Below are 24,438 nucleotides of genomic sequence, written 5' to 3'. Positions count from 1 at the left end.
GCGGCGGCGACCGGTTGCCCACTGCCGTGGCCGACATCACCTCGTGTCCTTTCATGCGAAAGGTGACGGTGGCGGGGCGCACGGACGCAGTGCTTCCTGCCGGAACTTGCGGAGGACCGCAAAGTCTCGATTTAGAGCTGCAAATTTCTTACATTAGGTTGCCCAGATGTTACATACGGGCCACCGAGCCGTCAATGGGTCGGAACAACCGGGTGGAAGGTGACAGGTCTGTCCCGTCCCCAAGCCGGGCCCACCTGGGGATACTTCAAGTGGGCGCCGGTCCGGAACCGGCCCTGCGCCCGCCCGCGGGTCCCCCAACTCGCGAAAGGAACCCGGCAGAGGAGCCCTCATGTTTCTGCCCCCCAAGCGCTCGCTCGCGGCGTTGGCCGTGCCGCTGGTGAGCCTGCTGGCGGCCCCGGCCGCCGCGACACCCGCCCCGTCGAGCGGGGCCGTTCACGCCGCCCCGCGCGTGGCGACCCTGGTCGACGTGCGCGCCTCGCACCAGCCCGGACTCGACCGGGTCGTCTTCGAGTTCCGCGGGCCGCTCCCGGCACGGCGGGGCGCCGGCTACGTGTCCCGGCTGATCGCCGACGGCTCGGGCCGCACGGTCCCGGTGGCCGGTGACGCGATCCTCGGGCTGCGCTTCGGCGGCGCGACCGGCCACGACGACAACGGGCGCCCCACCTACGGGCCCGCCCGCGAGACCTTCGCGCTGCCCGGCGTGATCCAGGTCGTCAACGCGGGCGACTTCGAGGCGCAGCTCACGTTCGGCGTCGGCCTGAGCAGGAAGGCGTCCTACCGCGTCTACACCCTCACGCATCCGAGCCGGGTGGTCGTGGACATCAAGACGCCCTACCGGACGGTGCCGGTGCGGACGTACTTCCTCGACTCCCGGGCGTACGCGGCGGGACGGCGGCCGTACACGGCGGCGGTGTCGCGGCCGGTGGCGCCGCCGTCCACGGCGCGCGGCGCCCTCCAGCGGCTGTTCGCCGGGCCCACGCGGGCGGAGTACGCCAAGGGGCTGCGCTTCGTCGCCTCGGGCGCCACCGGCGTCCGTTCTGTCGTCGTCCAGGACGGGGTGGCCCACGTGCGGCTCGCCGGTTCCCTCGGCAGCGGCGGGTCGGCGTTCACCGTCGCCGACGAGATCATGCCCACGCTCAAGCGGCTTCCCGGCATCCGCTGGGTGAAGATCTACGACGCCCACGGCCGCACCGAACGCCCGAAGGGGCACTCCGACTCCGTTCCGGAGAGCCTGGAGCCGTGACGACGAGAGGGCCGGGCTCGTGCGCGAGCCCGGCCCTCGAGCCCGAGCCGGTGTCCCGGGACCGCCGCTCGCCGACTTCCGCTTCACCGGATGCGCCTGCGTGCCCCGCTGGCACTACGAGGAGTGGACGACGTACGTCGCCGCCCTGCCCCGCGCGCCGCGACCAGGGTCCCTCAACGGCCTCTCTCGCTGAAACTTTCGGACAGGGATGCGTTCGTTGTCGGCTCTCTTCTGGTGTTTTTGCTGGTAATTCTCGGATTTGTCCTCCGGTATTGACCCGAGACAGGTCGATTCATAGGGTACGTCAACAGAAAGTTAGGGGATTGTTTCGAAAAGTTTCGACTTGCGGAACACTCCCGGCTCGTGCATCTGGACGTCCGACCACGTACCCCCGACCGGAGGACCTTCCTCATGCTGCACAGATTCGCCGCGGCCCTCGCCGCGGCCGGGCTCGTCACCGCGCTCGCGGCGGCCCCCGCCTCCGCCCATCCCGATCGGCATCACGACAAGACTCTGGGTGAGCTGGCCGCCGCCTCGCACCGCTACCTCGGCTCGGCCACCGACAACCCCGAGTTCTCCGACGCGGCGTACCTCAAGATCCTCGGCAGCGAGTTCAACTCCACCACCGCGGGCAACGCGCTCAAGTGGTACGCCACCGAGCCGCAGCAGGGGGTGTTCGACTTCACCCAGGGTGACCAGGTGCTCGACTTCGCCCGCAAGCACCACATGTCCTTTCGGGCGCACACGCTGGTCTGGCACAACCAGCTCCCCGACTGGCTGACCAACGGCACCTTCACCGCCGACGAGCTCCGCGCGATCCTCAAGAACCACATCCTCACGGAGGCCCGCCACTACCGGGGCAAGGTCTACTCCTGGGACGTCGTCAACGAGGCGTTCAACGAGGACGGCACCTACCGCGACACGATCTTCTATCGGACGCTCGGTCCCGGCTACATCGCCGACGCGCTGCGCTGGGCGCGCCAGGCCGACCCGCACGCCAAGCTCTACCTGAACGACTACAACCTCGAGGCGATCGGGCCGAAGAGCGACGCGTACTACAACCTCGTGAAGCAGCTCAAGGCCCAGGGCGTGCCGATCGACGGCGTCGGTTTCCAGGGACACCTCGCGCTGCAGTACGGCTATCCGGACACGCTCCAGCAGAACCTGCAGCGCTTCGCCGACCTCGGCGTGGACGTGGCCATCACCGAGCTGGACATCCGCATGTACGTGCCGGCCGACGAGGCCAAGCTCGCGACCCAGGCCGACTGGTACTCCAGGGTGACCAAGGCGTGCCTCGCCGTCCGCCGCTGTGTCGGCATCACGATCTGGGACTACACCGACAAGTACTCCTGGATCCCCGCCGTCTTCCAGGGTGAGGGCGCGGCCCTGCCGTACGACGAGAACCTCCAGCCCAAGCCGGCCTACTACGCGATCCGCGACGCCCTGAGCGGCGCCGGAAGGCACTGACCCTCCCCACGACGGTGCCCGCGCCCATCGGGGGCCGGGCACCGTCTCGTCTTTCCGAAGGCATGAGGGAGCGATCGCCGGGACGAGGTGTCGGCACATCGAGCCGTAATCCACATGCGTGACCGATTCATTTGACGGGATGACGAGGGGCGAGGATCTGGGTCAAGATTGCTTTATCTGTCTGCCGGCTGCTGGAGGTAGCGACGTGCGCGTTGCGGGGATGGCCGTGGCGTTTCTCCTGGTCGGCTGGGTCGTTTCGGGTTGTGGTACCGGCCCGACCCTGCAGGCGGCCACCACGGAGCTCCAGAAAGACCTACAACGCCTGCAGACCGACAGTCTTTTGAAGAAGCCGTACAGCAAGCTGCGGATCGTGGAGCGCCCCGACAGGGATCTTCCCTGTGATAAAGGCAAGTTTCAGCGGGTGCTACGGGTAACCGCAGACTACGAACGTGAAGACTCAGACGTGGACAGTCACCTTGACCAGGCTGAGCGGGTGATGGAGAACACTCTCTCCTCATTTCTCCAGTACAAGATGACCTATGACTTGTCGCAGTTGGACTGGAGGGACGCGCGATTGATCGAAGGCAGGAAGGATGTTCCCGGCATCACTGTCAAGGTGATCGTGGTGCCCGAGTCGCCAACCTGGCGGTTGGTCGCCAAGACCGACTGCCTGCCAAAGTCCTAGGGTCAGCCCCAAGTGCGGATGAGTTCCTTGGCCAGCTCGCTGGTCTGCGCGCGTGAGGACCTCTCGATCTGTTTGTCGAGGGCTTCGTTGCTGTCCATCCATCGTTCGTATGGGGTCAGCTTCGTGCGCAGGACACTCTCCCAGCTTTTTCCGGTATGGATCGCCTCCTGCTTGGCCTCAATCATAAATTCGTCGAATGTTTTGAGGCGGCCGGTTTTCGTGCTGATCAGCTCGGCCGGTGGCTTACTTGCCGGGTAACCTGCGTCATACAGCAGGTATGCCATGTCGTACTTCTGTCGGAGAGTGGTATTCGCCCGAGCTTCGGTCAGCGCCTGGACGCGGGTTTCGAAACCAGCGGCCCAGTTGTCCAGCAATTTGCTCACACCGTAAGTTTTCGTCAGCGTCCAGCCTGTCTCGATGAGAGTGCCCGCTATCGGAATCTGGTCGATGCCCAGACCCATGGTGTTCTTGGTGAGATCCCGAATCAGGCTGTCCGTGGCGTCCTTCTCGCCGCGAACCTCGAGCGCCGCCTTGAACTCGAGCCCGCCGAGATCGCCGAACATCTGCGAGGCACGTTCAAGATGACCGCTCTTTCCATTGGCTTCCAGCCGAGCTGCGTTCGTCAGGATGTCGTAGCGGAAGAGGGCCGCGGTCTTGTCGAAGTCATCGGTGAGCCGCTCCTCTCCGGCGAACGTCTGGAGGAAGCGGTAGGTGTCTCCCGGGCTCAAGTAGAACGCGGGGGTGACGCCGGGAATCGGCAGCCACTCGTCGGGCCGGGGCCTGCCGGAGGTGCGGTAGGCGGCCTTGTCGAAGCGGGCGCCGGAGGCGAGTTCGTGGATGTACGACGTGGCGATCGAGGCCATGGAGTCCCGGGCGGAGTTCGGGAGATCCTTGCCGAAGGAGCCGGCCGCCAGGATCGCGTCCAGGGCGAACGCGGCGGCCTCCGCCGAGTGCTTGCCCGGCTTCTCCGTCGTGGCCTCGCTGCCTGATTCCATCACCCGGCCCAGGGCGTCGGCGACCTGGTCACCGGTGCCGTGGGACTTGGCGTAGTCCAGGAACCGCTTCATCTTCTCGACCTGGGTGAGCTTGACCCCGTCGCCGCCCATTTGAGCGAAGGCGGTGCGGGCGGCCTTGCCGTCCCCGACGAGGACTTCCAGCGCGAGGGCGACGGTGTCGGGGGAGTAGCCGTACGTCCTGGTCTCGTCGAGTCCGGCGCCGGTCCGGTCCTGGCGGGGGTTCTTCACGAAGTCGTCCAGAGCGAGTGCGCGGGCGGCGGCCACGCGGACGTCCGTCGGAGCCTTCGCCCCCGCCAGCAGCGCGAGCCGGTTCCACGCCACGCTCCGGTTTGCCGGTTTGCTCACCAGCTCGGCCTTCACCTTCTCCATCGCCGGGACTCCGGGCGCGCGTAGCGCGGCGCCGAGGGCGGCGCTGAAGGCGGACAGATCCTGCTTGGCGGTGGGGCTGCCGGTATTCATGAGCAGGTTGGGCAGTGCGTTGCGCACCCTTGCCGGCAGCGTGGCGAAGAACGCCGCAGCCGCAGCGGGATCCTTGGCCAGCGCGGCGATCTCTTTGATGTGCTGGTGGGCGAGCTCACCCTTGGTCTCGACGCTGGTGGCGGGGTTGGTGAGGATGTCGGTGCCGTACATGAGGCCCAGGCCGTGGCCGGCCGCGAAGCTGTCCAGCGCGTCGGGCAGGCGGGCGAAGGTGTGGTCGCCGGTCCCGTTCAGCGCCTTGATCAGCTCGGCCCGCTCGGACAGCGTGGGGGCCTGGCTTCTGCCCCAGTCGGCGATGGCGGCGATCTGCGCGAGTGGTGTGGTGCTCACTCCGTTCGCCCGGAAGAGCCCCTCGAAGTCGGTGGCGAAGGAGGTGAGCCGGTCGGCCGCCCGGCGTAGGTCGGCCGCCATGGCGTTCATCGCCGCCGGGTCGATGCCGCAGAAGTCGCCGCTGGGGGATGTCATCGGTCCTTCCGTGGCTCGGGGTCAGGGGCGTCCGGTCAGCTGACGGCGGATGAGCTCGGCCTGGGAACGGGTCACCATCGCCGGGTGCCGGTGTAGTTCCTCCTCGATCGCGTGGGTCATCTGCCGTACGAGCTGCGCCAGGCGGTGATGCCGGTCCGCGACCTCGGTCGTCCATTTTGCGGCGGTCGGTCCCGTCCAGACCTTGCCCGACTGCATCGACGCGTAGACGCGCTGGTATGCCTGCCCGACCTCCTGCGATCGGTTGTGCACCTCTTTGAGAAGTTCCACCAGTTGTGCGTGGCGAGGGTTGGGCACCATCTCTTCCGCCACGCCGCCCCCCCACTGCCGCCCGCCCCCGAGCCATGTTTGATGTCAAAGGTAGACATCGCCCTAAAGCGCGGCAACCCCGAAATAGCTCGGTATTTCGAGAGCGAACCGTTTCCGGATTTGACTGACGCTTTTCTGTCTCGCAAGGCGAAAACGTCCTCCCGCGTGGGAACTTATCCCCGCCTCGCTCGCGTCGCCAGTAGGAAGAATCAACTACTTGGAGCAACAACCGGCACCCGCACCCGCCCCCTGCCTGCGGCCTTTTCGATCGTGTCGACCGCGTGAGTGCCCGGCTACGTACGTATTCCCGAGTGGTAATCGGGACGTAACGAAGAGTGGCGATCATCGTGGGCGACGAGGTCACGCACACGCGGGAGGAAAGCGCTATGGCGTCCATCTTCGATCACATCGGCGGTTCGGACGCGGTCGCGGCCGTGGTCGACGAGTTCTACACGCGGGTCGTCGCCGATCCGATGCTGCGGGGCTACTTCGCGGGCGTCGACATGGCCAAGCTCAAGGCGCACCAGCGCAGCTTCGTCGCCGCCGCGCTCGGTGGTCCCCAGGAATACCGGGGCAAGTCGATGGACGAGGCGCACGCCGGGCTCGGCATCACGGCGGAGGAGTTCGAGCACGTGGTCTCCCACCTGGTCGGGGCGTTGGAGTCGTGCGGCGTCGACACCGAGACGATCGGCTCCGTCGCCGGAGCCCTGGCGCCGCTGAAGGAGCAGGTCGTGCAGAGCGCCGTCGCGGCCTGAGCGGTCACCGGCGGGCGTGTCCGGTCCGTCCATCCGGTGAGACGGACCTTGACCCTTAACCGGTTCACGGATGGACTGACCGGTGATGGAATCGCGATTTGAGGACGTCGCCGCCCTGGGCGTGGACCCGGCGAGGGCCCGGGTCTACGCGGAGGGCTGGCAGTCCTGGAGCGTCACCGCCGCCCTTCCCCTGGCGGAGACGCCCTATCGGGTGACCCTGCCGAACTCGCTGGTCATCGACTGCCACTACGGCTCCGCCCCCGACGAGGGGGTGTTCCGGGGCGAGGGGCTGCTGGCCGTCGATCCCGGGGACGGCGGCCCCGTCCACGTCTTCGGTGCCGCGAGTGCCGAGACGGCCGCCTCCCGCGTGCCCGTCATCGAGGCACGGCCGCGCGGCGGCCAGGTCGTGATCGCGTCGGACGCACCCGTGCATCACGTGGAGCATCAGGGCGGGCTGGAGGATGCGCTGGCCCGCTGGGGCGCCGCCTTCGCCGAGGGGGCCGGCGTACGCCCGCGCCCGTCACCCACGGTCTGGTGCTCGTGGTACCAGTACTTCTCGGAGGTCACCCAGGAGGACGTCGCCGAGAACCTCACGGCCATGGACGACCTGGCGGTCCCCGTGGACGTCGTGCAGATCGACGACGGCTACCAGGCCGCGCCGGGCGACTGGCTGACGTCCTCGGGCCGCTTCGACGACCTGCCCGGGCTGATCCGGCGCATCCGTGAGCACGGACGGCGGGCCGGGATCTGGATCGCCCCCATGGTCGTGGCCCGCAAGAGCGCCCTCTTCGCCGCGCACCCGGAGTGGCTGGTGACCGATCCCGCGAGCGGCGACCCGGCCTTCGCGGGGGACGTCCTCGGCGACTCCTGCGCCGCGCTCGACCTCACCCACCCCGGCGCGGCCGACTACCTGGCGGACACGCTGCGGGCCATGCGCGGCTGGGGCGTCGACTACTTCAAAATCGACTTCGTGTACGCGGGGGCGCTGGAGGGCCGCCGCCACGAGGACGTGACCGGCGTGGAGGCCTACCGTCACGGCCTGCGGCTCATCCGCGAGGCGATCGGTCCCGAGGCGTACCTGCTGGGCTGCGGCGCGCCGATCCTGCCCTCGATCGGCATGGTCGACGCCATGCGGGTGGGCCCGGACATCGCGGCGTACTGGCAGAGCCCGAGCGGGCACCCGTCGGAGCCCAGCCAGGCCAACGCCACCAGGAACACCGTCGCCCGGGCATGGCAGCACGGCAGGTTCTGGATCAACGACCCCGACTGCCTCATGCTCCGGCCGGAGGTCGAACGGCGGGAGGACTGGGCGCGCACCGTCGAGCGGTACGGCGGTTTGCGGGCCTCCAGCGACCGGCTGCGCGGCCTGGACGAGTGGGGGCTGGAGACCACCCGCCGCCTGCTCACCCCCGCCGACCCCACCCCGCTCGTCTGACCCGTGATCGCTCCAGTCCTCGCGAAGCACGACCGTGCGCGCTCTCAGGGGACGAGTCTGAGTTGGGGACGGTGGGCGGGCAGGCCGATCAGCTCGCGTACGCGCGCCATGGGCCAGGCGAGCTCCCGGGCCAGCGCGGGCACGGTCAGCCCGGTCTCGGCCGCCGCCATCTCGAAGGCCTGGGCGAGCAGGACCGGCTGCTCGCCGGGGTAGCCCGACACCGGCTCGGTGGCGAAGCCCGGCTGTCCGCGCAGCGCGGCGAGTCGCTGATAGGCGCGCCCGGCCGCGGAGTCGGACAGCAGGCCGACCTCCCGGCACCGGTACAGCAGGGAGTCGACCGACACGCCCCAGACGCGGCGCAGCTCCGCCAGCCGCCGCAGGTCCGCACGGGCGGGCAGGCCGGGCAGGATGCTGTCGCGCGGCGTGAGGAACTCCGCGGCGAAGGAGTCGGCCTCGCGCTCCTGCTGGCTGTCCCCGGCCGCCGCGTCCCCGTGCAACACCAGGTGCCCCAGCTCGTGGGCCGCGGTGAAACGGTGCCGGTAGACGTCGTCGAAGCGGTTGGGCGTCAGGACGACGATGGGCCGCGGCAGGCTGGCGGTGGAGAAGGCGTCCACCGTGACCGCGTCCTCGTCGGCCTGGGGGAAGACGACGACGATCCCGCGGGACTCCATGTGCCGCACCAGGTGGCTGATCGGCCCGGTGCCGAGGCCCCAGTGGGCCCGCAGCGCGCGGGCCGCGTCCATGGGGTCGCGAGGCAGGGCGCTGCCCGAGTGCACCTCGCCCCCTGCGAAACCGGGCAGGTCCACGAAGGGGAGCCGCACCCGCTTCTCCAGCGCGTACGTCAGCTCCCAGACCTGTTCGACGAAGGCCACGGCCTTGGCGCGCTGGTAGGCCCGGGTGGAGCGCAGGCTGCGGAAGTGCGCCATCGAGCCGTCCAGCTTGCCGTGCGGGCGGCCCGGCAGGAAGAAGGCCGCGGGCACCGCGAGCACCTCGGCGAGGAGCGGGACCAGATCGGGACGCGGCCGGGTGACCCCGGCCTCGTACTGGCCGACCGCGGCGGGTGACACGCCGATGCGCTCGGCCACCTCCTTCTTCGTCAGCGCCGCCAGCCGCCGCGCCTGGGTGAGGCGGGTTCCGTCGAAGGCGTCCGCCACAGCCTGCGGGCTGGGTGCCGTGTTGCCGGATTCGGGGGGAACGGTCTCCTCGACCAGGCGCAGCCGGTCATCGTCCTTCATCGGCGGCGGCGTCCGGTGCGTACGGCGCCTCGCTCATCGGAGGCAGGGCGTTCGCGCGCTCGTACGGCGGGCGCGGATTCAAAGCCGGAGCCGGCATCGCGCCCCGGGCGAACGCGGACGCCTCGCCGACGGGGGCCGCCACCCCGGGCAGCTCCACCGCGGGCGCCTGCCCGGCGAGCGGGATCGGCTCGCAGTGGTGCCAGCGCAGGCTGCCGGTGCGGTCGAGCAGCTCGGCCTCGCCCCACCACACGTCGAGCAGACCCGCCCTGGCGTTGCACGCGTACGCGATGAGCACGAGGCGGGTGCCCTCGGGCAGCCGGGTGAGCGCGCGGTCGGCCGGAGTCGCGGGCTCCGGCAGGGCGGCCTCGACGCCGCCGAGCGTGAGCTGCTCGGCCCAGGGCCGCGGGCCGAACCTGGTGAACAGCGCCTGCACCAGCCCGGACGGCCTGCCGTCGCCGATCCTGGCGGTGACCACGCTGACCGAGCGGTCCTTGGCGTAGCGGAAGGGGAACAGCAGGTTGCCGCCGAGCACGACGAGCTCGTGCTGCGAGCCAGGCGGCTTGACGGTCTCGACGTCGGGCATGTCCGCGAACGTGCTGGCCAGGGCCTCGAACTTGCGGGACATGAGCGTGAAGCCGAACGGGTGGAGGAGCTCGGTCTGCGCCGTCTTCTGGGCGTCCTGGGCGTTCTCCAGCGCGAGCGCCAGCGCCTCGGCCACCCCCTGGCGGATCTGCTCGGCGCGCGGGCCGAACGTCTCCAGAGCCCAGGTCGACAGCATCGCCACCTCCGGTGTGCTCCGCGCAGTGCTGGTTTCCAGTGCTACTTCGTCCAGTGGCCACCGGAGACCGAGGGCACTTTATTTTCCGACATCATAGTCCCGCGAACGCTTCACACGTCACGTATGTCACACCTCTTTGACCGCCCGGGGACGGCCGGGGCCGACCGGGCTCCTTATGGTGAGGTATGGGGGAGATCCTGGTCGGCACGGCGTCGTGGACCGACAAGACGCTGCTGGAGTCGGGGTGGTATCCGGCCGGCGTCACGACGCCGGAGGAACGCCTGCGCCACTACGCGAGCCGGTTCCCGCTGGTGGAGGTCGACTCGACCTACTACGCGCCGCCCGCCGAGGCCACCGTACGGCTGTGGGCCGAGCGCACGCCCGCGGAATTCGTCTTCGACGTCAAGGCGTTCTCGCTGCTCACGCGGCATCCGACCCGGCCGGCCGCGCTGCCGAAGGACCTGCGTCCGAGCGGCGGCGGCAAGAACCTGTACGCCCGCGACCTCGATCGGAAGGTCGTGGACCAGGTCTGGGAGCGGTTCCTCAGCGCCCTGCTGCCGCTGCTGGAGGCGGGCAAGCTCGGGGCGGTGCTCTTCCAGTTCCCCCGGTGGTTCCCGATCGGCCGGGCGAACAAGCACTACATCCTCGAGTGCAAGCGGCGCTGCGAACCGCTGCGGATCTCGGTGGAGTTCCGCAACCACACGTGGATGAGTGAGGAGAACCAGGCCGAGACCCTCGATTTCCTCCGTTCGTACGCCATTCCGTACGTGTGCGTGGACATGCCGCAGGGCTATCCGGACTCGATTCCGCCGGTCGTCGCGGCCACGTCCGACCTGGAGGTCGTGCGGTTCCACGGGCACAGCGACAAGTGGACCAGTCACGACATCCACGAGCGCTTCGGCTACCGCTACTCCCTCGATGAGCTGAAGCGGTGGGCGCCGAGGCTGCGCGAACTCGGCGGCCAGGCGTCCACGACCCACGTGTTGCTGAACAACTGCTACCGCGACTACGCGCAGGTCAACGCCCGCCAGCTCGCCGCCGTACTGGCGGGCCTGCCGGACTGCGACGTACGCCCCCGACCCGGCGGCGGGCCTCAGCCGAACGCGTAGTAGGAGTCCACGGCCGCCTGGCCGGTGTAGTTCGGGCCCGCGCGGTCGTCGGCGCCGAGATAGGACCAGGACAGGTCGATCTCCCTGCGGCCACGGCAGCTCACCCGTCTGTTTCTGGCGTCGTAGACGAGGCCGCTCGCCCGCAGCGCCGTCGTCAGCCGCCGTCCCGCGGGCGTCCCATCCGCACGCCGTACGCTCCGCACGCCGTACGCTCCGTACGTCGAAGTTGGCGGCGAACAGGCCGTCGTCGGTCAGCCACGAGGCGGCCCGGGCGATCACGCCCAGCTTGTCGCCGACGTAGTGCAGCCCGTGGACGCAGGTGATCAGGTCGAACGCCGCATCGGGGGCCCACGAGGTCGTCGACGCCGTGACCAGCCGCAGTCGCGGCGGCCGGGGCGGCCCGGCGAAGTAGCCGACCAGGTCCACACCGACGATCTCCGCCCGGTCTCCCAGCGCGTGTGCGGCCTCGAACAGCGCGTTCGCCGTGCCGCAGCACAGGTCGAGCCACCGGACGACCCGATCCGCGCCGCGCAGGAGGGCGAGGACGTCGACGCCGAGTTCGCGCCGGTAGGCCGGCAGCCGGCGTTCGCGGTTCATGTCGCTGTTGGCCACGACCGGGGACCGCTCCAGTGCGTCGTCGTCCAGGAGCCGGAGATCACGATGGTCCATCCCCGTTTCCTAGCATTCCTGTGGAGTTCGCCGCTTACCAGGCGCGGTGCTACCGACGCCGTATTTCGCCTAAAGTCACCTGAATGGCAGCAAACCGCACCCGGCTGGCATGGCTGGACGCCTTACGCGGGATCGCCGCTCCGGCCGTGGCGCTGCACCACTCGGCCTGGACCTTCCTCCCGGCCGTCTGGGCGGAGGTCGACCGCAGGGTCGACGTCGGCACGTGGGGCGTCTTCGTGTTCTTCCTGGTCAGCGGATACATCATCCCGGCCTCACTGGAACGGCGGGGCGACCTGCGGGCCTTCTGGACCGGCCGGGCCTTCCGGCTCCTCCCGCTGCTGCTCGCCGCGCTCGCCCTCGCGCTGCTCCTCGCGTACGCCGGAGTGTTCACGACGTCGCCGGACCTCGACCGCCGGCCGCGGCCGCTCGTCGCGCTGGCGAACCTCACGATGCTGCAGGAACTCCTCGGCGTCCCCTCGGTGATCAACGTGATGTGGACGCTCTCCTACGAGATGGCGTTCTACCTGATGACGGCGGGGCTGTACGCCGTACGGCAGGCGCACAGGTCGGCGCCGATCGCCGTGGTCCTCGCGGTGGCGGCCGTGCCGCTCGGGCTGCTCATGCCGGGCGCGACGATCAACGGTGGCGCGGACGTGGTCGCCGCGCTCATGGGCGTCGCGGTGGTCCTGGTCATCGTCGTGACCGTGACCGCGAACGGGCGCCTCAGGACGGCGGCCGCGGTGATCGGCGGCCTGCTCGGCCTGGCGCTGGTGATCCTCGGCAGCCGGATCGGAGCGGGGCAGGGCCTGGTCATCGCGGCCGTGATGTTCGCCGGGACGGCCGTGTGGCGCGCCGAGCAGGGCACGCTCCGGCCGGTCCGGGCCGTCGCCGCCCTGCTGACGGTTCTCGTCTGCGGTGTCCTGGTGGCCGACGAGCCCGCCTGGGCCGCTGCGGTCCTGCTGGCGGCGGGCTTCTTCGCGCTCGCGTTCCGGCTGCGGCACCGGCCGTTCCCCCGGTGGCTCGCCCACCTCGGGGTGATCAGCTTCTCCCTGTATCTGCTGCACCCCCTCCTGTTGCGGGTCGTCCCGAACCTCCCGGTGTTCTTCCTCGTCCTGCTGGCGCTCGGTCACGTGGCGTACCGGCTCGTGGAGGCCCCCGGACAGCGCCTCGGCCGCCGCCTGAACGCCGTACGGAAAAATCGCGTCAACTCCGGCCGGTGGCCGTGTGGGCGGCGTGTCCGTGGGGGACCAGCGGCTCTGATGCCGGTACGGAGGAGGGGACGGGTCATGAGTGAGGAACAGGAACCGCACGACCCGCATCGTCAGGGCCATGAGGCGGGCGTCGAGGGCAGCACCAAGATGACCGCCGCGCAGCTTCGTGAGGCGCTGGCCAGGGTGGGCAAGGGCGAGGACACGCAGTCGGCCAAGGCGGAGGCCGAGAGCGACCGGTGACCGCCGCACGACCGGGGCCGCCGGCTCCCCTGGGAAGCCGGCGGTCTTCGTACGAGTCCCCGGTCAGCCGGCGTCGGAGAGCGCGTCCAGGCGGGCCGTCTCCTCGTCCGTGAGGCGCAGCGCAGCGGCGGCGACGTTCTCGGTCAGGTGATCGGGATTGCCGGTGCCCGGGATGGCCAGCACGTGCGGCCCCTGCCGGAGCGTCCAGGCCAGCCGCACCTGCGCGGGGGTCGCTCCGTGCGCGCGGGCCACGGCGCGCACCTCGTCCTGGTCCGTGCCGCTCGCCCCCGACTCGCGGCCCTCGCCCGCGATCGCGAAGAACGGCACGAAGGCGATTGCCTGCTCGCCGCAGGTGCGCAGGAGTCCTCGGCTGCGCGTGGCGCCGACGCCATACCGGTTCTGCACGCTCACCACCGGCGCGATCGCCTGGGCCTGCGCGAGATGCCCGGGCCGGACGTTGGAGATCCCGAGGTGCCGGATGAGACCGGCCTCGCGCAGCTCGGCGAGCGCGCCGAAGTGGTCCGCGATCGAGTCGAGCCCCGCCTGGCGCAGGTAGACCAGGTCGAGGTGGTCACGGCCGAGCTGGCGCAGGTTCTCCTCGACCTGGCCGCGCAGCTGGTCGGGCCGGGCGAGCGGCAGCCACTCGCCGGACGGGTCCCGTCCCGGGCCCACCTTGGTCGCGATGACCAGGTCGTCCGGGTACGGCGCGAGCGCCCGGTTGATCAGCTCGTTCGCGGAGCGCAGCCGGGAGAAGTAGAACGCCGCCGTGTCGATGTGGTTCACGCCGAGGTCGACGGCGCGCCGCAGCACCGCGATCGACCGCTCGCGGTCGCTAGGCGTGCCGAGGTCGAAGGCGGCGCTGCCCGTGAGGCGCATCGCGCCGAACCCCATGCGGTTGACCGTGAGGTCGCCGAGCTTCCAGGTCCCTGCCGCCGCTGCGCTGATCGTCTCCGTACTCATCCCCGAAGAGTGCCATGAACCGGCGTCCCGGTGGTCCGGCGCTCTCACCACCTGCGGAACATCACGAGGCGAGAGTCGGAATCTCGGTCATACGCACGTGAACGTGCCATTGAAGTAGTAATCATAATATTTCGCCTTCGTGGTCGTGTGGCCATCCTCGTCCGGTAATCCCTTCGGGTTGGAATAAGGAAGGCTCCTTATGTGCCGGCTGTTTCTCGGATTTCGTTGAGGAATCAATGGGTGACAGGAGTTGGAGCCCCAATTTTTGCTGTTTTCTTTCCTTCTGGGCGGACGTACAGTTCACCTGTCCGACCGCGAAAAGATCGCCGGCGATTCTGTCCGGCCGGACCGTGGAGAGAGAGGCGAACAATGACCGAACCGAAACCCCCGGATGAGGCGACATGGGTTCCGGCGGCGAGCGACCCCCAGAAGCTCAGGGAGTGGGCCCGTGCGCGGAAGCTGGAGGTCAAAGGCATACACAGCACGATGACCATAAAGAACTCGCTGCCGTCCATGGACGAAGTCGGACTCCTGGCGGAGAAGCTGAACGCTCTGGAGTGGGCGAACGACCCCGACCAGCTCAGGACCACCCTCGTCGATCAGTTGAAGGGACCCCTCTACCGCGCCTGGCTCTACTACCTGGAGGAGCAGGCCACGCTGGATCGGGCCCGCGAGGAGCAGGAGCGGGAGGCGCGCCGGCAGCGGCTCAAGCAGAAAGCCGCGGCGGCGGCCGTCAAATACCGCAACCAACATGCCCGCACCTCGGGGACGGTGGTCACCGGACTTGTCGACCTGGAGACGGAAGACGTCTACGTCGGCCAGAGCGGCACGGCGAATCGCCTCACCCCCACGCTGCACCCCGTCATGTATGAGCTGCTCGGCGGGAGCGGTCCCGTCGCCCAGTGGCCGACTGATGTGTGCGGCGAGGTCAACGTGATGAACGAATACCTGCACAAGTCCAATTTCACCTCGGCGTCCCAGATTCCGAAGAACTCTCTGGTCTTCCATTCGGAGACATTCAACTCCGGTGGCACCGTCATAAACAGGCAGACCGGCAAGCCGGCCGTGAAGACGCCGCACTGGGAGTCGCGGGGGGCCTGCAAGAACTGTGCGCGGTGGATCAACAGAATCGAGGCGGAAACGGCCTGAAGAGGCAGATCCGAGGTCCGGCCGGTGAGGGGCGCCTATCGGCCGGAGCCGCGCCTCCGGAGCCGCGTCACCGGAGGCGTGTCACTGGGGGGCGAGCAGGCCCATGCTGTCGGCGAGAGCGTCCATGACGGCGTCGAGCAGGGTGGCCCCGCTGTGACCCATCCCGGCGAACTGCCCCTGGACCTCCAGGCTCACCACGCCCTGGAGCTGTGACCAGGCCATCACGGTTCCGGTGAGAGCGGTAGCCGGATCCCCTTCCGGGGCGAACGCGCGCACCCACTCGGCGACCGCCGAGCTCTCCTCCACCCACCGCCGCATCTGCTCCCGCAGCGGTTCGGTCCCCGGTCGGCAGTGCCCCCCGGCGAACACCGGAAGGAAGGGCCCGAGCACGTTCTGGGCCCGCAGCACGCTCTCCGGGGGAGCCTGGTAGCCGGGAGAGGGCGTGCCGGCCAGCAACTGGAACAGGTGCGGATTGGCCACCGCCCATCCGTGGAAGGCCCGGGCCAGCGCGTGCAGCCGCTCCCGCGGCGCGCCCTCGCCGGCGGCGGCCCGTACGGCCGCCGCGACCTCGTCGAAGCCCTCCAGGATCAGCTCGGTCAGCAGGTCGTCGCGGCTGCGGAAGTACTTGTAAAGCGCCGGGCCCGTGACGCCGAGCTGTTTCGCCACCGCGTTCAGGCTCAGCGCCGCCGCCCCGCCCTCGCCGATCTGCACGAGGGCGATCTGCTTGATCTCTGAACGGACCTGGTCTCGGTAGCGCTGTCGCGGCGTTGACATCCTCTCATTATGGTGAGTGCCTCTCATCGGCGTCTCCCGCCTCATCACGTCTGCCGGGTCAGAGGGATCATCACCTTGTCTGCTTGAGCGCCGTCTGCGTGAGCGCGGCGAGCCAGGACCGGAGCGAGCCCTCCAGCGCCGCCCGCATCCCCTCGGGGTCGGCCTCGACGGGCGGGCCCGCCCACGACTCCCGGGTCCGTACGAGCACCCCTCCGTCGATCTCCTCGAAGGTCCAGACGTGCACGCCCTCGATGCCGTGGGCCGGGCCGCCCCAGACGACGCGGCGGCCGGGGACGAGTTCGGCGACCGTCGAGGCGATGACCAGCCCGTGTGTCTGCCAGTCGAAGGTGGCGCCGACGGCGAGGTCGCCGCGCAGGCGCGCGGAGGAGACGCCGGGGTTCCAGCTCGGCCAGGCGCGTGCAGGTCGCTCACGACCGTCAGCAGGTAGCCGTCGTCCTCGTCGACCGCGCCGGCGGCGGGCACCGCAGCATGCGCCGCCCGCCGCCGATCGCCAGCAGTGCGAGCGAGGCACCGCAGGCGCGGGCCGACACGAGCATGTCACCCCGTTCCGTTGGTTAGATGCTATAATCAAAGTATGTGTACCTAACCTCGTCGGCGTCAAGCCGGGGCCGTCCGTGGGCCGTGAAAGGCCCGTGTGCGAATGCGCGGGCGCGAAAAAGGGCCGGACTTCCGGGGAACGGGAAGTCCGGCCCTGCGCGGAGCGGTGCCGGGTGACCGGCGGTCTTTCGGTGACTCAGGGGGTGTAGATCTCCTGCACCTTGACGATCGTGCCGCGATAGACGGTGATGAGCGCCGGATGATGCATGGACTTCATCCGGGCGACCAGCTCACTCCGGGAGCACCGCTTCGCCCCCAGGCCGCCGTTCTTCACGGTCACCGTGGTGCCCTTGCACCCGGTGGCGCTGTAGAACACCACGTTCTTCGCCACGGGAGAGGCGTAGGCCGTGACGTCACCCTCGGGCGGGCCCTCGAAGTACCCCTCGGTGTGGCTGTCCTTCACCCACCTGATCGGCTCGTATTCCGCCACACCGGACCGGTAGTGCGTGACCCAGCCCCGCAGGATGCCGTCGTGTCGCGGCGAAATGTGCTTGGTGAAGTCATGGTGGGGGTCGCTCTGGAACGACGTGCCGTAAGGCTTGGGCGTGGCGAACTTCGGCATGGCGGCGGCGTCGGCCGGGAGCGCCGCCGCGGAGAGCAACGCGGCGGCCGCGGCGGCGGGGAGAACGACGCGGAGCGAGAGGGTGAGCTTCATGCCCTGTTGGAGTCAGGGCCCCGAGGAAAGGTTCGCGCGAACCGGACGGATTTCCGCACGCGACCATGCACCCACGACGTCGCGTCGATCGCTCCGAGACGCCGAGTGCGGTGCTCGCTCTTGGCATGCGGCGCCACCGGCAGGGCGCGGAGAACGCCTCAGCGGGCCTCGGGCTCGTCCCGCCGCGCGGTGTCCGCCGCGGCCCTGAGCCGGGCGTTCTCCTCTTCGAGCGCGCGCAGCCGCTCCTCGGCGTCGGCGGAGACGGGTGCCGTACGGGCCCGGGTGGCCGGGGCGTCGTCCTCGTCGCCGAGCTTTCCGGTCTCCCTCTTGAGGATCCGCAGCGACTGCCCGACGGCCTTCGCGGTGTCCGGCAGCCTCTTCGCGCCGAAGAGCAGCACGAGCACCACGAACACGATCATCCAGTGAACAGGGCTGAGCGAACCCATGGCGGGTTCTCCTCTGGTCGTCGTTTTGCCTGCTCACAGGCTATGTCATCGGGTGTGAGGGCCGGCGTGCGGCGTTCGGTCAGACGGCGGGGCGCAGCGCGAGCCGGACGCCGATGTGGGCGTGGGTGGCCAGCAGCCAGGCGGCGCTCACCCACACCGAGGCGGTGGACCCGGCGAAGATCTGCGCCACCATCGTGACCGGGAACCACAGCCCGGCGAGCAGCGGCAGCCAGCGCAGGGCGCCGCGGTAACGGCCGGTGACCGCCACGGCGATGCCGAGGACCAGCATGCCGAGCATGCTGAGCGGCCAGCAGGCGTCGAGGATCATCAGAGACAGCGGGAAGTCGTCGTGGGTGGCGTAGCCGAACGAGAGCGCGTTCAGCAGGAACGCGCCGGGAAGCGACACGAGCAGGCCCGCCGGGATGATCCGGCCCCACCTGGCGCCGGTGGCCCGGGTGGCCAGCACGAGCGCGACGAAGCCGAACACCCCGGCGACGAACAGCATCCCGGTCACGGTGTCGAGCGTTTGGATGCCCTTCTGGATGTCGTCGCCGACGACGACCGTGCCGGCCGCCCAGGCCGCCGCTCCGGCGGCCAGTAGCACTCCGGCTGTCCGGGTCCAGGGCGGCGCCGCCACGGCCGGAGCCGAAGCCGCCGCCGCGGCCGGTTCCTGCGGATTGACGTTGCTGGGCGTGATGTGAACGGACATGATCGTTCCCCTCCTGGCGGAAGCCTTAGTCGCGCGACCCTTCCGGCCGTGCCGCGACCGGTGGTGCCGTGACCACGGTCTCCGCGCCGCGTCCCGGGCCGACAGAGAGCGGGGCCACCACCGCGCCCGCACCGGTCCGGGGCCCGCGTCCCGGGCGGAAACGGGACACCGGTCCCATGCCGGGAAGGGCGGCCCTGTGGCACGCTGGACCGCGTGCCCGGCCCTTCTGCCGCGTATCGCCGTCTCGGGGTTGCCGCGACCGTGCTCGCGGCCCTTTCCGTCGTCGCCGCCGCGTCCGCCACCTGGATCGAGATCGCGACCGGACCGGTGATCCGGCCCGAGCCGCTCGACTGGGCCGTGTGGTCGTCCACCGTTCCGGGCGTGGCCCTCGCCGTCGCCGGCGGGGTGCTGGCCGCCCGCCTGCCCGCGCACCCGATGACCTGGCTGCTGATCGGCGGCGGCGCGGTGTCCTGCCTCAACGGCCTCGCCGGCGGCTACGCCGTGCTGTCCCTCACCCGGCACGGCGGCACGCTGCCGCTGACCGGCGTCGCCGTGTACGCGGGGGCGAGACTCGGGCCGCTGCTCAACCTGGTGCCGCTGCTCGTGCTGCTGCTCTTCCCCGACGGCAGGCTGCCGTCGCCGCGCTGGCGGTGGACCGCGTCGCTGTCGCTCGGCGCCACCGGCCTCGCCGTGCTCGTCTTCCTCACCGTGCCGTGGCGGGTGCAGTCGCCGGGGGAGCCGTGGCGGGGCCCCGGGCTCGACCTGCCGATGCCGCCTGTGCCGGACGCCTTCTGGCGGGTCGCGATGGCCCTCACCCCGGCGGCGCTGGTGCTGAGCCTTCTGGTGTCGCTCGCGGCCTTCGTCCGGCGCTTCCGGGGGTCGTCCGGCGCGCGGCGCGCACAGTTGCGCTGGATGTTGCTGGCGGCCCTGCTCAACGGCGTGCTGATCTTCGTGCCCGCCGTGGTCGAGGGGGCGCCGCAGGACCTCACGTTCGTCGTCTCCCTGGTGGCGATCGCCGTCGCCGTGCTGGTGGCCGTCGGCCGATACCGGCTGTACGACATCGACCCCGTGCTCGGCTGGACCCTCCTCTACGGCGGCCTGGCGGTGGCCGTCATCGCGATCGACGTCCCCGTCTTCGTGGGGCTGGGCGCGCTCATCGACGAGCCGGTCGCGGCCGTGCTCGCCGCCGCCGCGGTCGCCGTCGTCTACGCGCCGCTGCGCGAGCGGGTCCGCCGCTGGGTGGACCGCGTCCTCGCCGGGCGGGCGGAGCCGTACGACGTCGTCTCGGCCCTGGCCCGGCGGCTTGAGGAGTCGGTGAGCCCGGAGGAACTGCTGCTCACCGTGGCCGGGGCGGTGTCCACGGCGCTGCGCTCGCCGTACGTGCGGGTGGAACTCGACCGCGCCGACGGCCGCACGCTCGTGGTCGAGCACGGCGCCCGGCGCGACGACGTCCTCGTCCTTCCCTTCGCCTACCGCGCGGCTCCGATCGGCCGCCTCGTCCTCGTCCCGCGCGCGGGCGCGCCGCTCGCCGACGCCGACCAGCGGCTGCTCGCCGACGTCGTACGGCAGGCCGCGGCGGCCGTACGGGCCACGGCCCTGGCCGAGGAGCTCCAGCACAGCAGGGAACGCCTGGTGACGGGCGTCGAGGAGGAACGCCGCAGGCTGCGCAGGGACCTCCATGACGGGCTGGGGCCCACGCTCGCCGCCGCCGCGCTGAAGGTCGAGGCCGCGGGCAACCTGGTGACCCGGGACCTCGGCGCCGCCCACGAGGCGCTGCACGAGGTGCGGGCCGACCTGTCGTCCGTGCTCGGCGACGTACGCCGGCTCGTCCACAACCTGCGCCCACCGGCCCTGGACCAGTTCGGCCTGGCGGGAGCGCTGCGGCAGGAGGCCACCCGGTTCCGGGAGGGCGGGCTGACCGTACGCGTGGACGCCGCGGGCGACCTGACCGGACTGCCGGCCGCGACCGAGGTGGCGGCCTACCGGATCGTCTGCGAGGCTCTGGTCAACGTCGCGCGGCACGCGGACGCCGGCACCTGCGAGGTCCGCCTGACGGCGACCGGAAGCGAACTGGAGGTCGAGGTGCTCGACGACGGGAGAGGGGTGCGGCCGGGAGCCCTGGTCGGCGTGGGCCTGCTCGGCATGCGGGAGCGGGCGGAAGAGCTCGGCGGGAGCTGCTCCGTCACCTCCCGCGACGGCGGCGGCACCCGCGTCCACGCCGTTCTTCCCGCGGAGGCGACGCGATGACCGCCGGCCCGTCCCCCGACGGCGCCGGTATGCCCACCGTGCTGCTCGCCGACGACCACCCCGTCTACCGCAACGGCCTGCGGATGATGCTCGCCTCCACGGGTGAGGTCGAGGTGGTCGGCACCGCGGCCGACGGCGAGGAGGCCGTCGCCCAGGCGATGACGCTCCGCCCGCGCGTCGTGGTCATGGACCTGCAGATGCCGCGGCTCGACGGCGTCCAGGCCACCCAGCGCATCGTGGAGACCTGCCCGGAGACCCACGTGCTCGTGCTGACCATGCACGAGGACGACGAGAGCGTCTTCGCGGCCATGCTGGCCGGAGCCCGTGGTTACCTGCTCAAGGGCGCCGACCAGACGGAGATCCTGCGGGCCGTCGCCGCCGTCGCCGGCGGCGAGGTCATCTTCGGGCCCGCGCTGGCCGGGCGGGTGACCCGCTACTTCAGCAGGCTCGCCGCCGTCCGGCCGCGGGAGCAGGACCCGTTTCCGCAGCTCACCGCGCGGGAACGGGAGATCCTCGATCTCATCGCGGCCGGCCTGTCCAACACCCGCATCGCCGAGCGCCTGTCGCTGTCGCCCAAGACGGTGCGCAACAACGTGTCCAACGTCTTCGCGAAGCTGCAGGTCGCCGACCGGGCGCAGGCGATCGTACGAGCCCGTGAGGCCGGTTTCGGCCGCTGATCCGCGTCACGTTCGTCACTCGGGGCACTGGGGATCATGAAGGGAGGAAGCGCGGAATCCCCCGCCCGCTGAAGCAGTCGGCCCCCTGCGACTGTGGTGGGCACCGTGCGACGGTGATGGGCAAGATCTTGGTCGGTACGGCCTCCTGGACGGACAAGTCGCTGCTCGCCTCGGGCTGGTATCCGCCCGAGGCGTCCACACCCGAGGCCAGGCTCGGCTACTACGCGAGCCGGTTTCCCCTGGTGGAGGTGGACGCCACCTACTACAACCCGCCGGCCCGGCGTACGGCCGAGCTGTGGCGTGACCGCACGCCGAAGGACTTCACCTTCAATGTGAAGGCGTTCTCCCTGCTCACCGGGCATCCGACCCGGCCGGCCGCGCTCTACAGGGACCTGCGGGCCGTGCTGGGGGAGCCCAGACGGACGCTCTACCGGCGCGACCTCCCGCCTGAGGTCGTCGAGGAAGTGTGGCGCCGGTTCCTCGGCGCGCTGGAGCCGTTGCACGAGACGGGGAAACTCGGCGCGGTGCTGTTCCAGTTCCCGCAGTGGTTCCCGCCGGGTGGTGCGAACCGCCGCTACATCCTCGAATGCCGCGACCGCTGTCTGCCGATGCGCGTGTGCGTCGAGTTCCGCAACGCGGCCTGGATGGACGAGGCCACCCGAGGGGACACCCTCGACTTCCTGGCCGCCAACGACGTGCCGTACGTCGGAGTGGACATGCCGCAGGGATATCCCTCGTCGGTCCCTCCGGTGCTCGCGGCCACCTCCGACCTCGCCGTCGTCCGCCTGCACGGTCACTCGGAGAAGTGGACGAGCCGCGTCATCGAGGAGCGGTTCGGCTACCTCTACTCGGAGGAGGAGCTCCGGCACTGGGCCGGCCGGATCGCGGACCTGGCCGCCCGTACGGCGACCACGCACGTGCTGACCAACAACTGCTGCGCCGACAACTCCCAGCGCAACGCCGCACGCCTGGTCGAACTGCTCGAAGAGCGGGGCGCCGACGTCGCCAGGCCGTCCGCCGGAGCACCGTGAGACGCGGCTGGAGCTCAGTGGCCCGTGCGATCAGCGGTGGCGGGCCGCCCGGACGGTTCCGGACGGCCCGCGAGGAGCGTCAGGCCGGGTTCAGATACCAGATCTGGTCACCGGCGACGATGCCGAGGCCGCCGTCGGTGTTGCCGGTGATCGTCTGCTGCTCCAGGGTGGTGCCGCTGCCCGGAGGGCTGTCGAGCACCTTGCCGCTGAAGCGGTTGACCAGATAGAACGTGCCGTCGGCGACCCGCCGCAACGTCCATTGCTGGCTGGTCGCGGTGCCGCAGGTCGCCTGCCTGATCTGCACGCCGTTCGCGGTGCCGGCCGAAACCAGGTCCAGGCACTTGGCGCTGTTGACGTTCACCAGGTTCCAGTACGACCCGGTGGCCTGCAGCCGCCACTGCTGGCTGGTCGCCCCGGACGGCAGGTTGTGGGTGACCAGCGTGCCGGAGGCGGTCGAGCCGCCGACCGGCTCGGCGTTGTCGCGGCTGCCGCGACCCTGCAGGTAGTAGACGCTGTTGTTGACCGGGGCGATGCCGGTGACCTGGTTGAACACCCACTGCTGGTTGGTGGCGCCGGTATAGGTCTGCTGGGTGACGGGCGAGGGATAGGAGCCGGTCGCGGTCAGCGCCAGGCCCGACAGCCAGTCGAAGATGGCGTACGTGTTGGTGCCGACCGGCAGGTAGGCGAAGCGCATGCCGTCCTGGCCGTTGCAGATGTACTGCAACAGCGTCGTGCCGGGGGTGGTGCCGCTGTAGGAGCTGTCGGCGCACAGGCGGCTGCCGACGTTGATGAACTGCAGCCCGGTCGTGTAGCCCATCAGCCACTTCTGGCTGGGGGTGTCGACACGGGCGCGCTGGCTCAGCTCGGTCAGCGCCCCGGTGGACGCGCCGATGGGCTCCAGCGCCCCTCCCGTGGCCACGTTGGTGACGACGTAGGTGTTGCCGACCTTGGGATGGGGGTCGCTGTCGGCCGTGCTCCCGGCGATGAGGTAGGCGCTGTCGGCGGTGTTCCAGTGCGTGGCCAGGTAGCTGCCGGCGGCCGGGGCGGCGTTGTAGTAGTCGTCCCGGTTGCAGTCGGGCAGGCGGTAGTCGTTCCACTGGAGGCAGTTCCACGACGGGGTGCCGCCGTAGCACATGAGGTCCCACTGGTCCAGGCAGTGCCAGCTGCCGTCGGAGTGCGCGGCGCTCATCTGTACGGCGCCGAAGGTGTGCCCGAGTTCGTGGGCGATGGCGTTGGCGCCGAAACACCCGGGGATGGCGTCAACCCGGGCGTAGGCCAGGCCGTTGTTGAGGTTGGCGGCCCCGGTCGTCAGGTCGTCGCCCTTGATCTCGCCCACGCCGCAGATCACGGTGGCCTCGGTGAGCATAAGGTAGTGCCGGTCGGTGCTGGTGTAGCCGAGGGCCTTCACGGCGTTGATGCTGGAGTCGAAGTCGGCCAGCGAACCGGCCGGGACCACGAGGTTGCGCACGACGGGAGCGCAACCGCCGGACACCGATGTGGTCACGTAGCGGATGTGCCGGCTGCGGCTGGAGGTGGCCGCGCCGTCGTTGAACTGGTCGTCCGCGTCGGCCAGCCAGGCCCGGAACATGGGCAGCAGTTGCGCGTAGCGGTCGGGCATCGACGACTCGCGTACGTACAGCACCTCCACCCGCTTGCCGCTGGTGCCGTCGCCGTCACAGGCCACCAGTTGCGGGGTCGCCTGCACCTTGGTCGTCGAGGCGGACGGAAGCGCGGCCGGGCCGGCCCGATGGCCGATCTTGGCCCCGGGGAAGACGTCGGACGCGACGCGGGAGGGGCCGTCGTCCGGTGGCGCGGCCGACGCCCGCGAGGGTAAGACGATCAGGACGGCCGCGAGCGCCCACATTGCCGCCAGGGAGAGGGTTCGCCTGAGCTGCATTCCGATGAACTCCCATCGGTACGGATACGCCCTCATAGGGGCGATTCACCGAAATGATCACATCAGGCGGACGGACTTTTCGATCTTTGTAAGATTTCTCTCATAACATTGACAAGCCTTGTCAATTCACCAACCGGAGGTT

Annotated in this window: 23 protein-coding genes and 1 pseudogene; 11 read left to right on the top strand and 13 right to left on the bottom strand. The window is 70.2% G+C overall.

The annotated features are described in order from the left end of the window. Positions 1 to 349: 349 nt before the first annotated feature. The 3 genes from FH610_RS26330 to FH610_RS26320 all read left to right on the top strand — a co-directional run bounded on the left by FH610_RS26330 (position 350) and on the right by FH610_RS26320 (position 3,416). The gene (locus tag FH610_RS26330; RefSeq protein WP_139577505.1) at positions 350 to 1,264 is read left to right on the top strand and encodes an AMIN-like domain-containing (lipo)protein; all 915 of its coding nucleotides are present in this window, start codon (positions 350 to 352) and stop codon (positions 1,262 to 1,264) included. A 411-nt stretch (positions 1,265 to 1,675) separates the two neighbouring features. Beyond that, the gene (locus tag FH610_RS26325) at positions 1,676 to 2,731 is read left to right on the top strand and encodes an endo-1,4-beta-xylanase (RefSeq protein ID WP_139577504.1); all 1,056 of its coding nucleotides are present in this window, start codon (positions 1,676 to 1,678) and stop codon (positions 2,729 to 2,731) included. Between the two features lie 118 nt (positions 2,732 to 2,849). After that, entirely contained in the window at positions 2,850 to 3,416 is a 567-nt protein-coding gene (locus FH610_RS26320) for a hypothetical protein (protein ID WP_139577503.1), read from the top strand. Between the two features lie 2 nt (positions 3,417 to 3,418). Here FH610_RS26320 and FH610_RS26315 read toward each other — a convergent pair whose 3' ends face one another. Together FH610_RS26315 and FH610_RS26310 are read right to left on the bottom strand one after the other, a co-directional pair. After that, a complete protein-coding gene (locus tag FH610_RS26315; protein WP_139577502.1) occupies positions 3,419 to 5,329 on the bottom strand; it encodes a hypothetical protein in 1,911 nt (636 codons plus the stop codon). A gap of 66 nt (positions 5,330 to 5,395) precedes the next feature. Continuing rightward, on the bottom strand, positions 5,396 to 5,704 hold the full coding sequence (locus tag FH610_RS26310; protein WP_139577501.1) for a hypothetical protein: 309 nt from the start codon (positions 5,702 to 5,704) through the stop codon (positions 5,396 to 5,398). Positions 5,705 to 6,087: 383 nt separating this feature from the next. Between FH610_RS26310 and FH610_RS26305 the strand changes: the two genes are divergently transcribed. Both FH610_RS26305 and FH610_RS26300 read left to right on the top strand, forming a co-directional pair. Continuing rightward, positions 6,088 to 6,456 (top strand): group I truncated hemoglobin, encoded by a 369-nt coding sequence (locus FH610_RS26305; protein ID WP_139577500.1) that lies wholly within the window; start codon positions 6,088 to 6,090, stop codon positions 6,454 to 6,456. An 85-nt stretch (positions 6,457 to 6,541) separates the two neighbouring features. Beyond that, entirely contained in the window at positions 6,542 to 7,891 is a 1,350-nt protein-coding gene (locus FH610_RS26300; RefSeq protein WP_139577499.1) for a glycoside hydrolase family 36 protein, read from the top strand. 44 nt (positions 7,892 to 7,935) lie between these two features. Here the strand turns inward: FH610_RS26300 and FH610_RS26295 are convergent, their stop codons facing one another. Together FH610_RS26295 and FH610_RS26290 are read right to left on the bottom strand one after the other, a co-directional pair. Further along, on the bottom strand, positions 7,936 to 9,126 hold the full coding sequence (locus tag FH610_RS26295; protein WP_182900574.1) for a helix-turn-helix domain-containing protein: 1,191 nt from the start codon (positions 9,124 to 9,126) through the stop codon (positions 7,936 to 7,938). Further along, entirely contained in the window at positions 9,113 to 9,904 is a 792-nt protein-coding gene (locus FH610_RS26290; RefSeq protein WP_139577498.1) for a hypothetical protein, read from the bottom strand. Before FH610_RS26290 ends, FH610_RS26295 begins: the two co-directional genes overlap by 14 nt. A gap of 185 nt (positions 9,905 to 10,089) precedes the next feature. Between FH610_RS26290 and FH610_RS26285 the strand changes: the two genes are divergently transcribed. After that, entirely contained in the window at positions 10,090 to 11,013 is a 924-nt protein-coding gene (locus FH610_RS26285; RefSeq protein WP_139577497.1) for a DUF72 domain-containing protein, read from the top strand. On the opposite strand, the gene FH610_RS43870 is transcribed toward FH610_RS26285, so the two are convergent. Together FH610_RS43870 and FH610_RS45680 are read right to left on the bottom strand one after the other, a co-directional pair. Further along, positions 10,998 to 11,216 (bottom strand): hypothetical protein, encoded by a 219-nt coding sequence (locus FH610_RS43870; RefSeq protein ID WP_205826073.1) that lies wholly within the window; start codon positions 11,214 to 11,216, stop codon positions 10,998 to 11,000. The genes FH610_RS26285 and FH610_RS43870 overlap by 16 nt on opposite strands. Before the next feature lie 40 nt (positions 11,217 to 11,256). Continuing rightward, positions 11,257 to 11,610 (bottom strand): annotated as a pseudogene (locus FH610_RS45680) (class I SAM-dependent methyltransferase); the annotation flags it as partial. 155 nt (positions 11,611 to 11,765) lie between these two features. Here FH610_RS45680 and FH610_RS26275 point away from each other — a divergent pair. Beyond that, entirely contained in the window at positions 11,766 to 13,133 is a 1,368-nt protein-coding gene (locus tag FH610_RS26275) for an acyltransferase family protein (RefSeq protein WP_139577496.1), read from the top strand. A 63-nt stretch (positions 13,134 to 13,196) separates the two neighbouring features. Here FH610_RS26275 and FH610_RS26270 read toward each other — a convergent pair whose 3' ends face one another. Further along, positions 13,197 to 14,093, bottom strand: coding sequence for an aldo/keto reductase (locus FH610_RS26270; RefSeq protein WP_139577495.1), 897 nt, complete (start codon positions 14,091 to 14,093; stop codon positions 13,197 to 13,199). Between the two features lie 486 nt (positions 14,094 to 14,579). Between FH610_RS26270 and FH610_RS26265 the strand changes: the two genes are divergently transcribed. Beyond that, complete coding sequence (locus FH610_RS26265; protein ID WP_139577494.1) at positions 14,580 to 15,242, top strand: hypothetical protein; 663 nt, start codon at positions 14,580 to 14,582, stop codon at positions 15,240 to 15,242. An 81-nt stretch (positions 15,243 to 15,323) separates the two neighbouring features. Here the strand turns inward: FH610_RS26265 and FH610_RS26260 are convergent, their stop codons facing one another. The 5 genes from FH610_RS26260 to FH610_RS26240 all read right to left on the bottom strand — a co-directional run bounded on the left by FH610_RS26260 (position 15,324) and on the right by FH610_RS26240 (position 18,444). Then, complete coding sequence (locus tag FH610_RS26260; protein WP_139577493.1) at positions 15,324 to 16,016, bottom strand: TetR/AcrR family transcriptional regulator; 693 nt, start codon at positions 16,014 to 16,016, stop codon at positions 15,324 to 15,326. Positions 16,017 to 16,086: 70 nt separating this feature from the next. Next, the gene (locus tag FH610_RS26255; RefSeq protein ID WP_240809202.1) at positions 16,087 to 16,548 is read right to left on the bottom strand and encodes an SRPBCC family protein; all 462 of its coding nucleotides are present in this window, start codon (positions 16,546 to 16,548) and stop codon (positions 16,087 to 16,089) included. Between the two features lie 222 nt (positions 16,549 to 16,770). Next, positions 16,771 to 17,289, bottom strand: a complete 519-nt coding sequence (locus FH610_RS26250; RefSeq protein WP_139577491.1) for a hypothetical protein — start codon at positions 17,287 to 17,289, stop codon at positions 16,771 to 16,773. Positions 17,290 to 17,447: 158 nt separating this feature from the next. Then, positions 17,448 to 17,735, bottom strand: coding sequence for a Sec-independent protein translocase subunit TatA (tatA, locus tag FH610_RS26245; protein ID WP_139577490.1), 288 nt, complete (start codon positions 17,733 to 17,735; stop codon positions 17,448 to 17,450). A gap of 79 nt (positions 17,736 to 17,814) precedes the next feature. Then, positions 17,815 to 18,444: a hypothetical protein gene (locus FH610_RS26240; RefSeq protein WP_139577489.1), complete on the bottom strand. Its 630-nt coding sequence runs from the start codon at positions 18,442 to 18,444 to the stop codon at positions 17,815 to 17,817. A 213-nt stretch (positions 18,445 to 18,657) separates the two neighbouring features. On the opposite strand from FH610_RS26240, the gene FH610_RS26235 reads away from it, so the two are divergent. The 3 genes from FH610_RS26235 (at position 18,658) to FH610_RS26225 (ending at position 22,399) form a co-directional block, all read left to right on the top strand. After that, positions 18,658 to 20,691, top strand: a complete 2,034-nt coding sequence (locus tag FH610_RS26235) for a sensor histidine kinase (protein ID WP_139577488.1) — start codon at positions 18,658 to 18,660, stop codon at positions 20,689 to 20,691. After that, positions 20,688 to 21,368, top strand: a complete 681-nt coding sequence (locus tag FH610_RS26230) for a response regulator transcription factor (protein ID WP_225898822.1) — start codon at positions 20,688 to 20,690, stop codon at positions 21,366 to 21,368. Before FH610_RS26235 ends, FH610_RS26230 begins: the two co-directional genes overlap by 4 nt. A gap of 116 nt (positions 21,369 to 21,484) precedes the next feature. Further along, positions 21,485 to 22,399 carry a DUF72 domain-containing protein gene (locus FH610_RS26225; protein ID WP_139577487.1) on the top strand — a complete coding sequence of 305 codons (915 nt, stop codon included), beginning with the start codon at positions 21,485 to 21,487 and terminating at the stop codon, positions 22,397 to 22,399. 79 nt (positions 22,400 to 22,478) lie between these two features. Here the strand turns inward: FH610_RS26225 and FH610_RS26220 are convergent, their stop codons facing one another. Beyond that, entirely contained in the window at positions 22,479 to 24,296 is a 1,818-nt protein-coding gene (locus FH610_RS26220) for an RICIN domain-containing protein (RefSeq protein ID WP_139577486.1), read from the bottom strand. Positions 24,297 to 24,438: the final 142 nt, after the last annotated feature.

The organism is Microbispora catharanthi, assembly GCF_006334915.2.
GTDB lineage: Bacteria > Actinomycetota > Actinomycetes > Streptosporangiales > Streptosporangiaceae > Microbispora > Microbispora catharanthi.
Note: the sequence above shows the minus strand (reverse complement) of the source record. Positions and strands in the feature narration are given on the sequence as shown.

What these genes read in the sequence shown, in the direction of transcription:
- FH610_RS26275 (WP_139577496.1), top strand. Translation starts at nt 11,766, where the DNA reads ATGGCAGCAAACCGCACCCGGCTGGCATGGCTGGACGCCTTACGCGGG.
- FH610_RS26220 (WP_139577486.1), bottom strand. Translation starts at nt 24,296, where the DNA reads ATGCAGCTCAGGCGAACCCTCTCCCTGGCGGCAATGTGGGCGCTCGCG.
- FH610_RS26250 (WP_139577491.1), bottom strand. Translation starts at nt 17,289, where the DNA reads ATGAAGCTCACCCTCTCGCTCCGCGTCGTTCTCCCCGCCGCCGCGGCC.
- FH610_RS26300 (WP_139577499.1), top strand. Translation starts at nt 6,542, where the DNA reads ATGGAATCGCGATTTGAGGACGTCGCCGCCCTGGGCGTGGACCCGGCG.
- tatA (WP_139577490.1), bottom strand. Translation starts at nt 17,735, where the DNA reads ATGGGTTCGCTCAGCCCTGTTCACTGGATGATCGTGTTCGTGGTGCTC.
- FH610_RS26330 (WP_139577505.1), top strand. Translation starts at nt 350, where the DNA reads ATGTTTCTGCCCCCCAAGCGCTCGCTCGCGGCGTTGGCCGTGCCGCTG.
- FH610_RS26240 (WP_139577489.1), bottom strand. Translation starts at nt 18,444, where the DNA reads ATGTCCGTTCACATCACGCCCAGCAACGTCAATCCGCAGGAACCGGCC.
- FH610_RS26260 (WP_139577493.1), bottom strand. Translation starts at nt 16,016, where the DNA reads ATGTCAACGCCGCGACAGCGCTACCGAGACCAGGTCCGTTCAGAGATC.
- FH610_RS26270 (WP_139577495.1), bottom strand. Translation starts at nt 14,093, where the DNA reads ATGAGTACGGAGACGATCAGCGCAGCGGCGGCAGGGACCTGGAAGCTC.
- FH610_RS26285 (WP_139577497.1), top strand. Translation starts at nt 10,090, where the DNA reads ATGGGGGAGATCCTGGTCGGCACGGCGTCGTGGACCGACAAGACGCTG.
- FH610_RS26230 (WP_225898822.1), top strand. Translation starts at nt 20,688, where the DNA reads ATGACCGCCGGCCCGTCCCCCGACGGCGCCGGTATGCCCACCGTGCTG.
- FH610_RS26305 (WP_139577500.1), top strand. Translation starts at nt 6,088, where the DNA reads ATGGCGTCCATCTTCGATCACATCGGCGGTTCGGACGCGGTCGCGGCC.
- FH610_RS26265 (WP_139577494.1), top strand. Translation starts at nt 14,580, where the DNA reads ATGACCATAAAGAACTCGCTGCCGTCCATGGACGAAGTCGGACTCCTG.
- FH610_RS26325 (WP_139577504.1), top strand. Translation starts at nt 1,676, where the DNA reads ATGCTGCACAGATTCGCCGCGGCCCTCGCCGCGGCCGGGCTCGTCACC.
- FH610_RS26225 (WP_139577487.1), top strand. Translation starts at nt 21,485, where the DNA reads ATGGGCAAGATCTTGGTCGGTACGGCCTCCTGGACGGACAAGTCGCTG.
- FH610_RS26290 (WP_139577498.1), bottom strand. Translation starts at nt 9,904, where the DNA reads ATGCTGTCGACCTGGGCTCTGGAGACGTTCGGCCCGCGCGCCGAGCAG.
- FH610_RS26295 (WP_182900574.1), bottom strand. Translation starts at nt 9,126, where the DNA reads ATGAAGGACGATGACCGGCTGCGCCTGGTCGAGGAGACCGTTCCCCCC.
- FH610_RS26315 (WP_139577502.1), bottom strand. Translation starts at nt 5,329, where the DNA reads ATGAACGCCATGGCGGCCGACCTACGCCGGGCGGCCGACCGGCTCACC.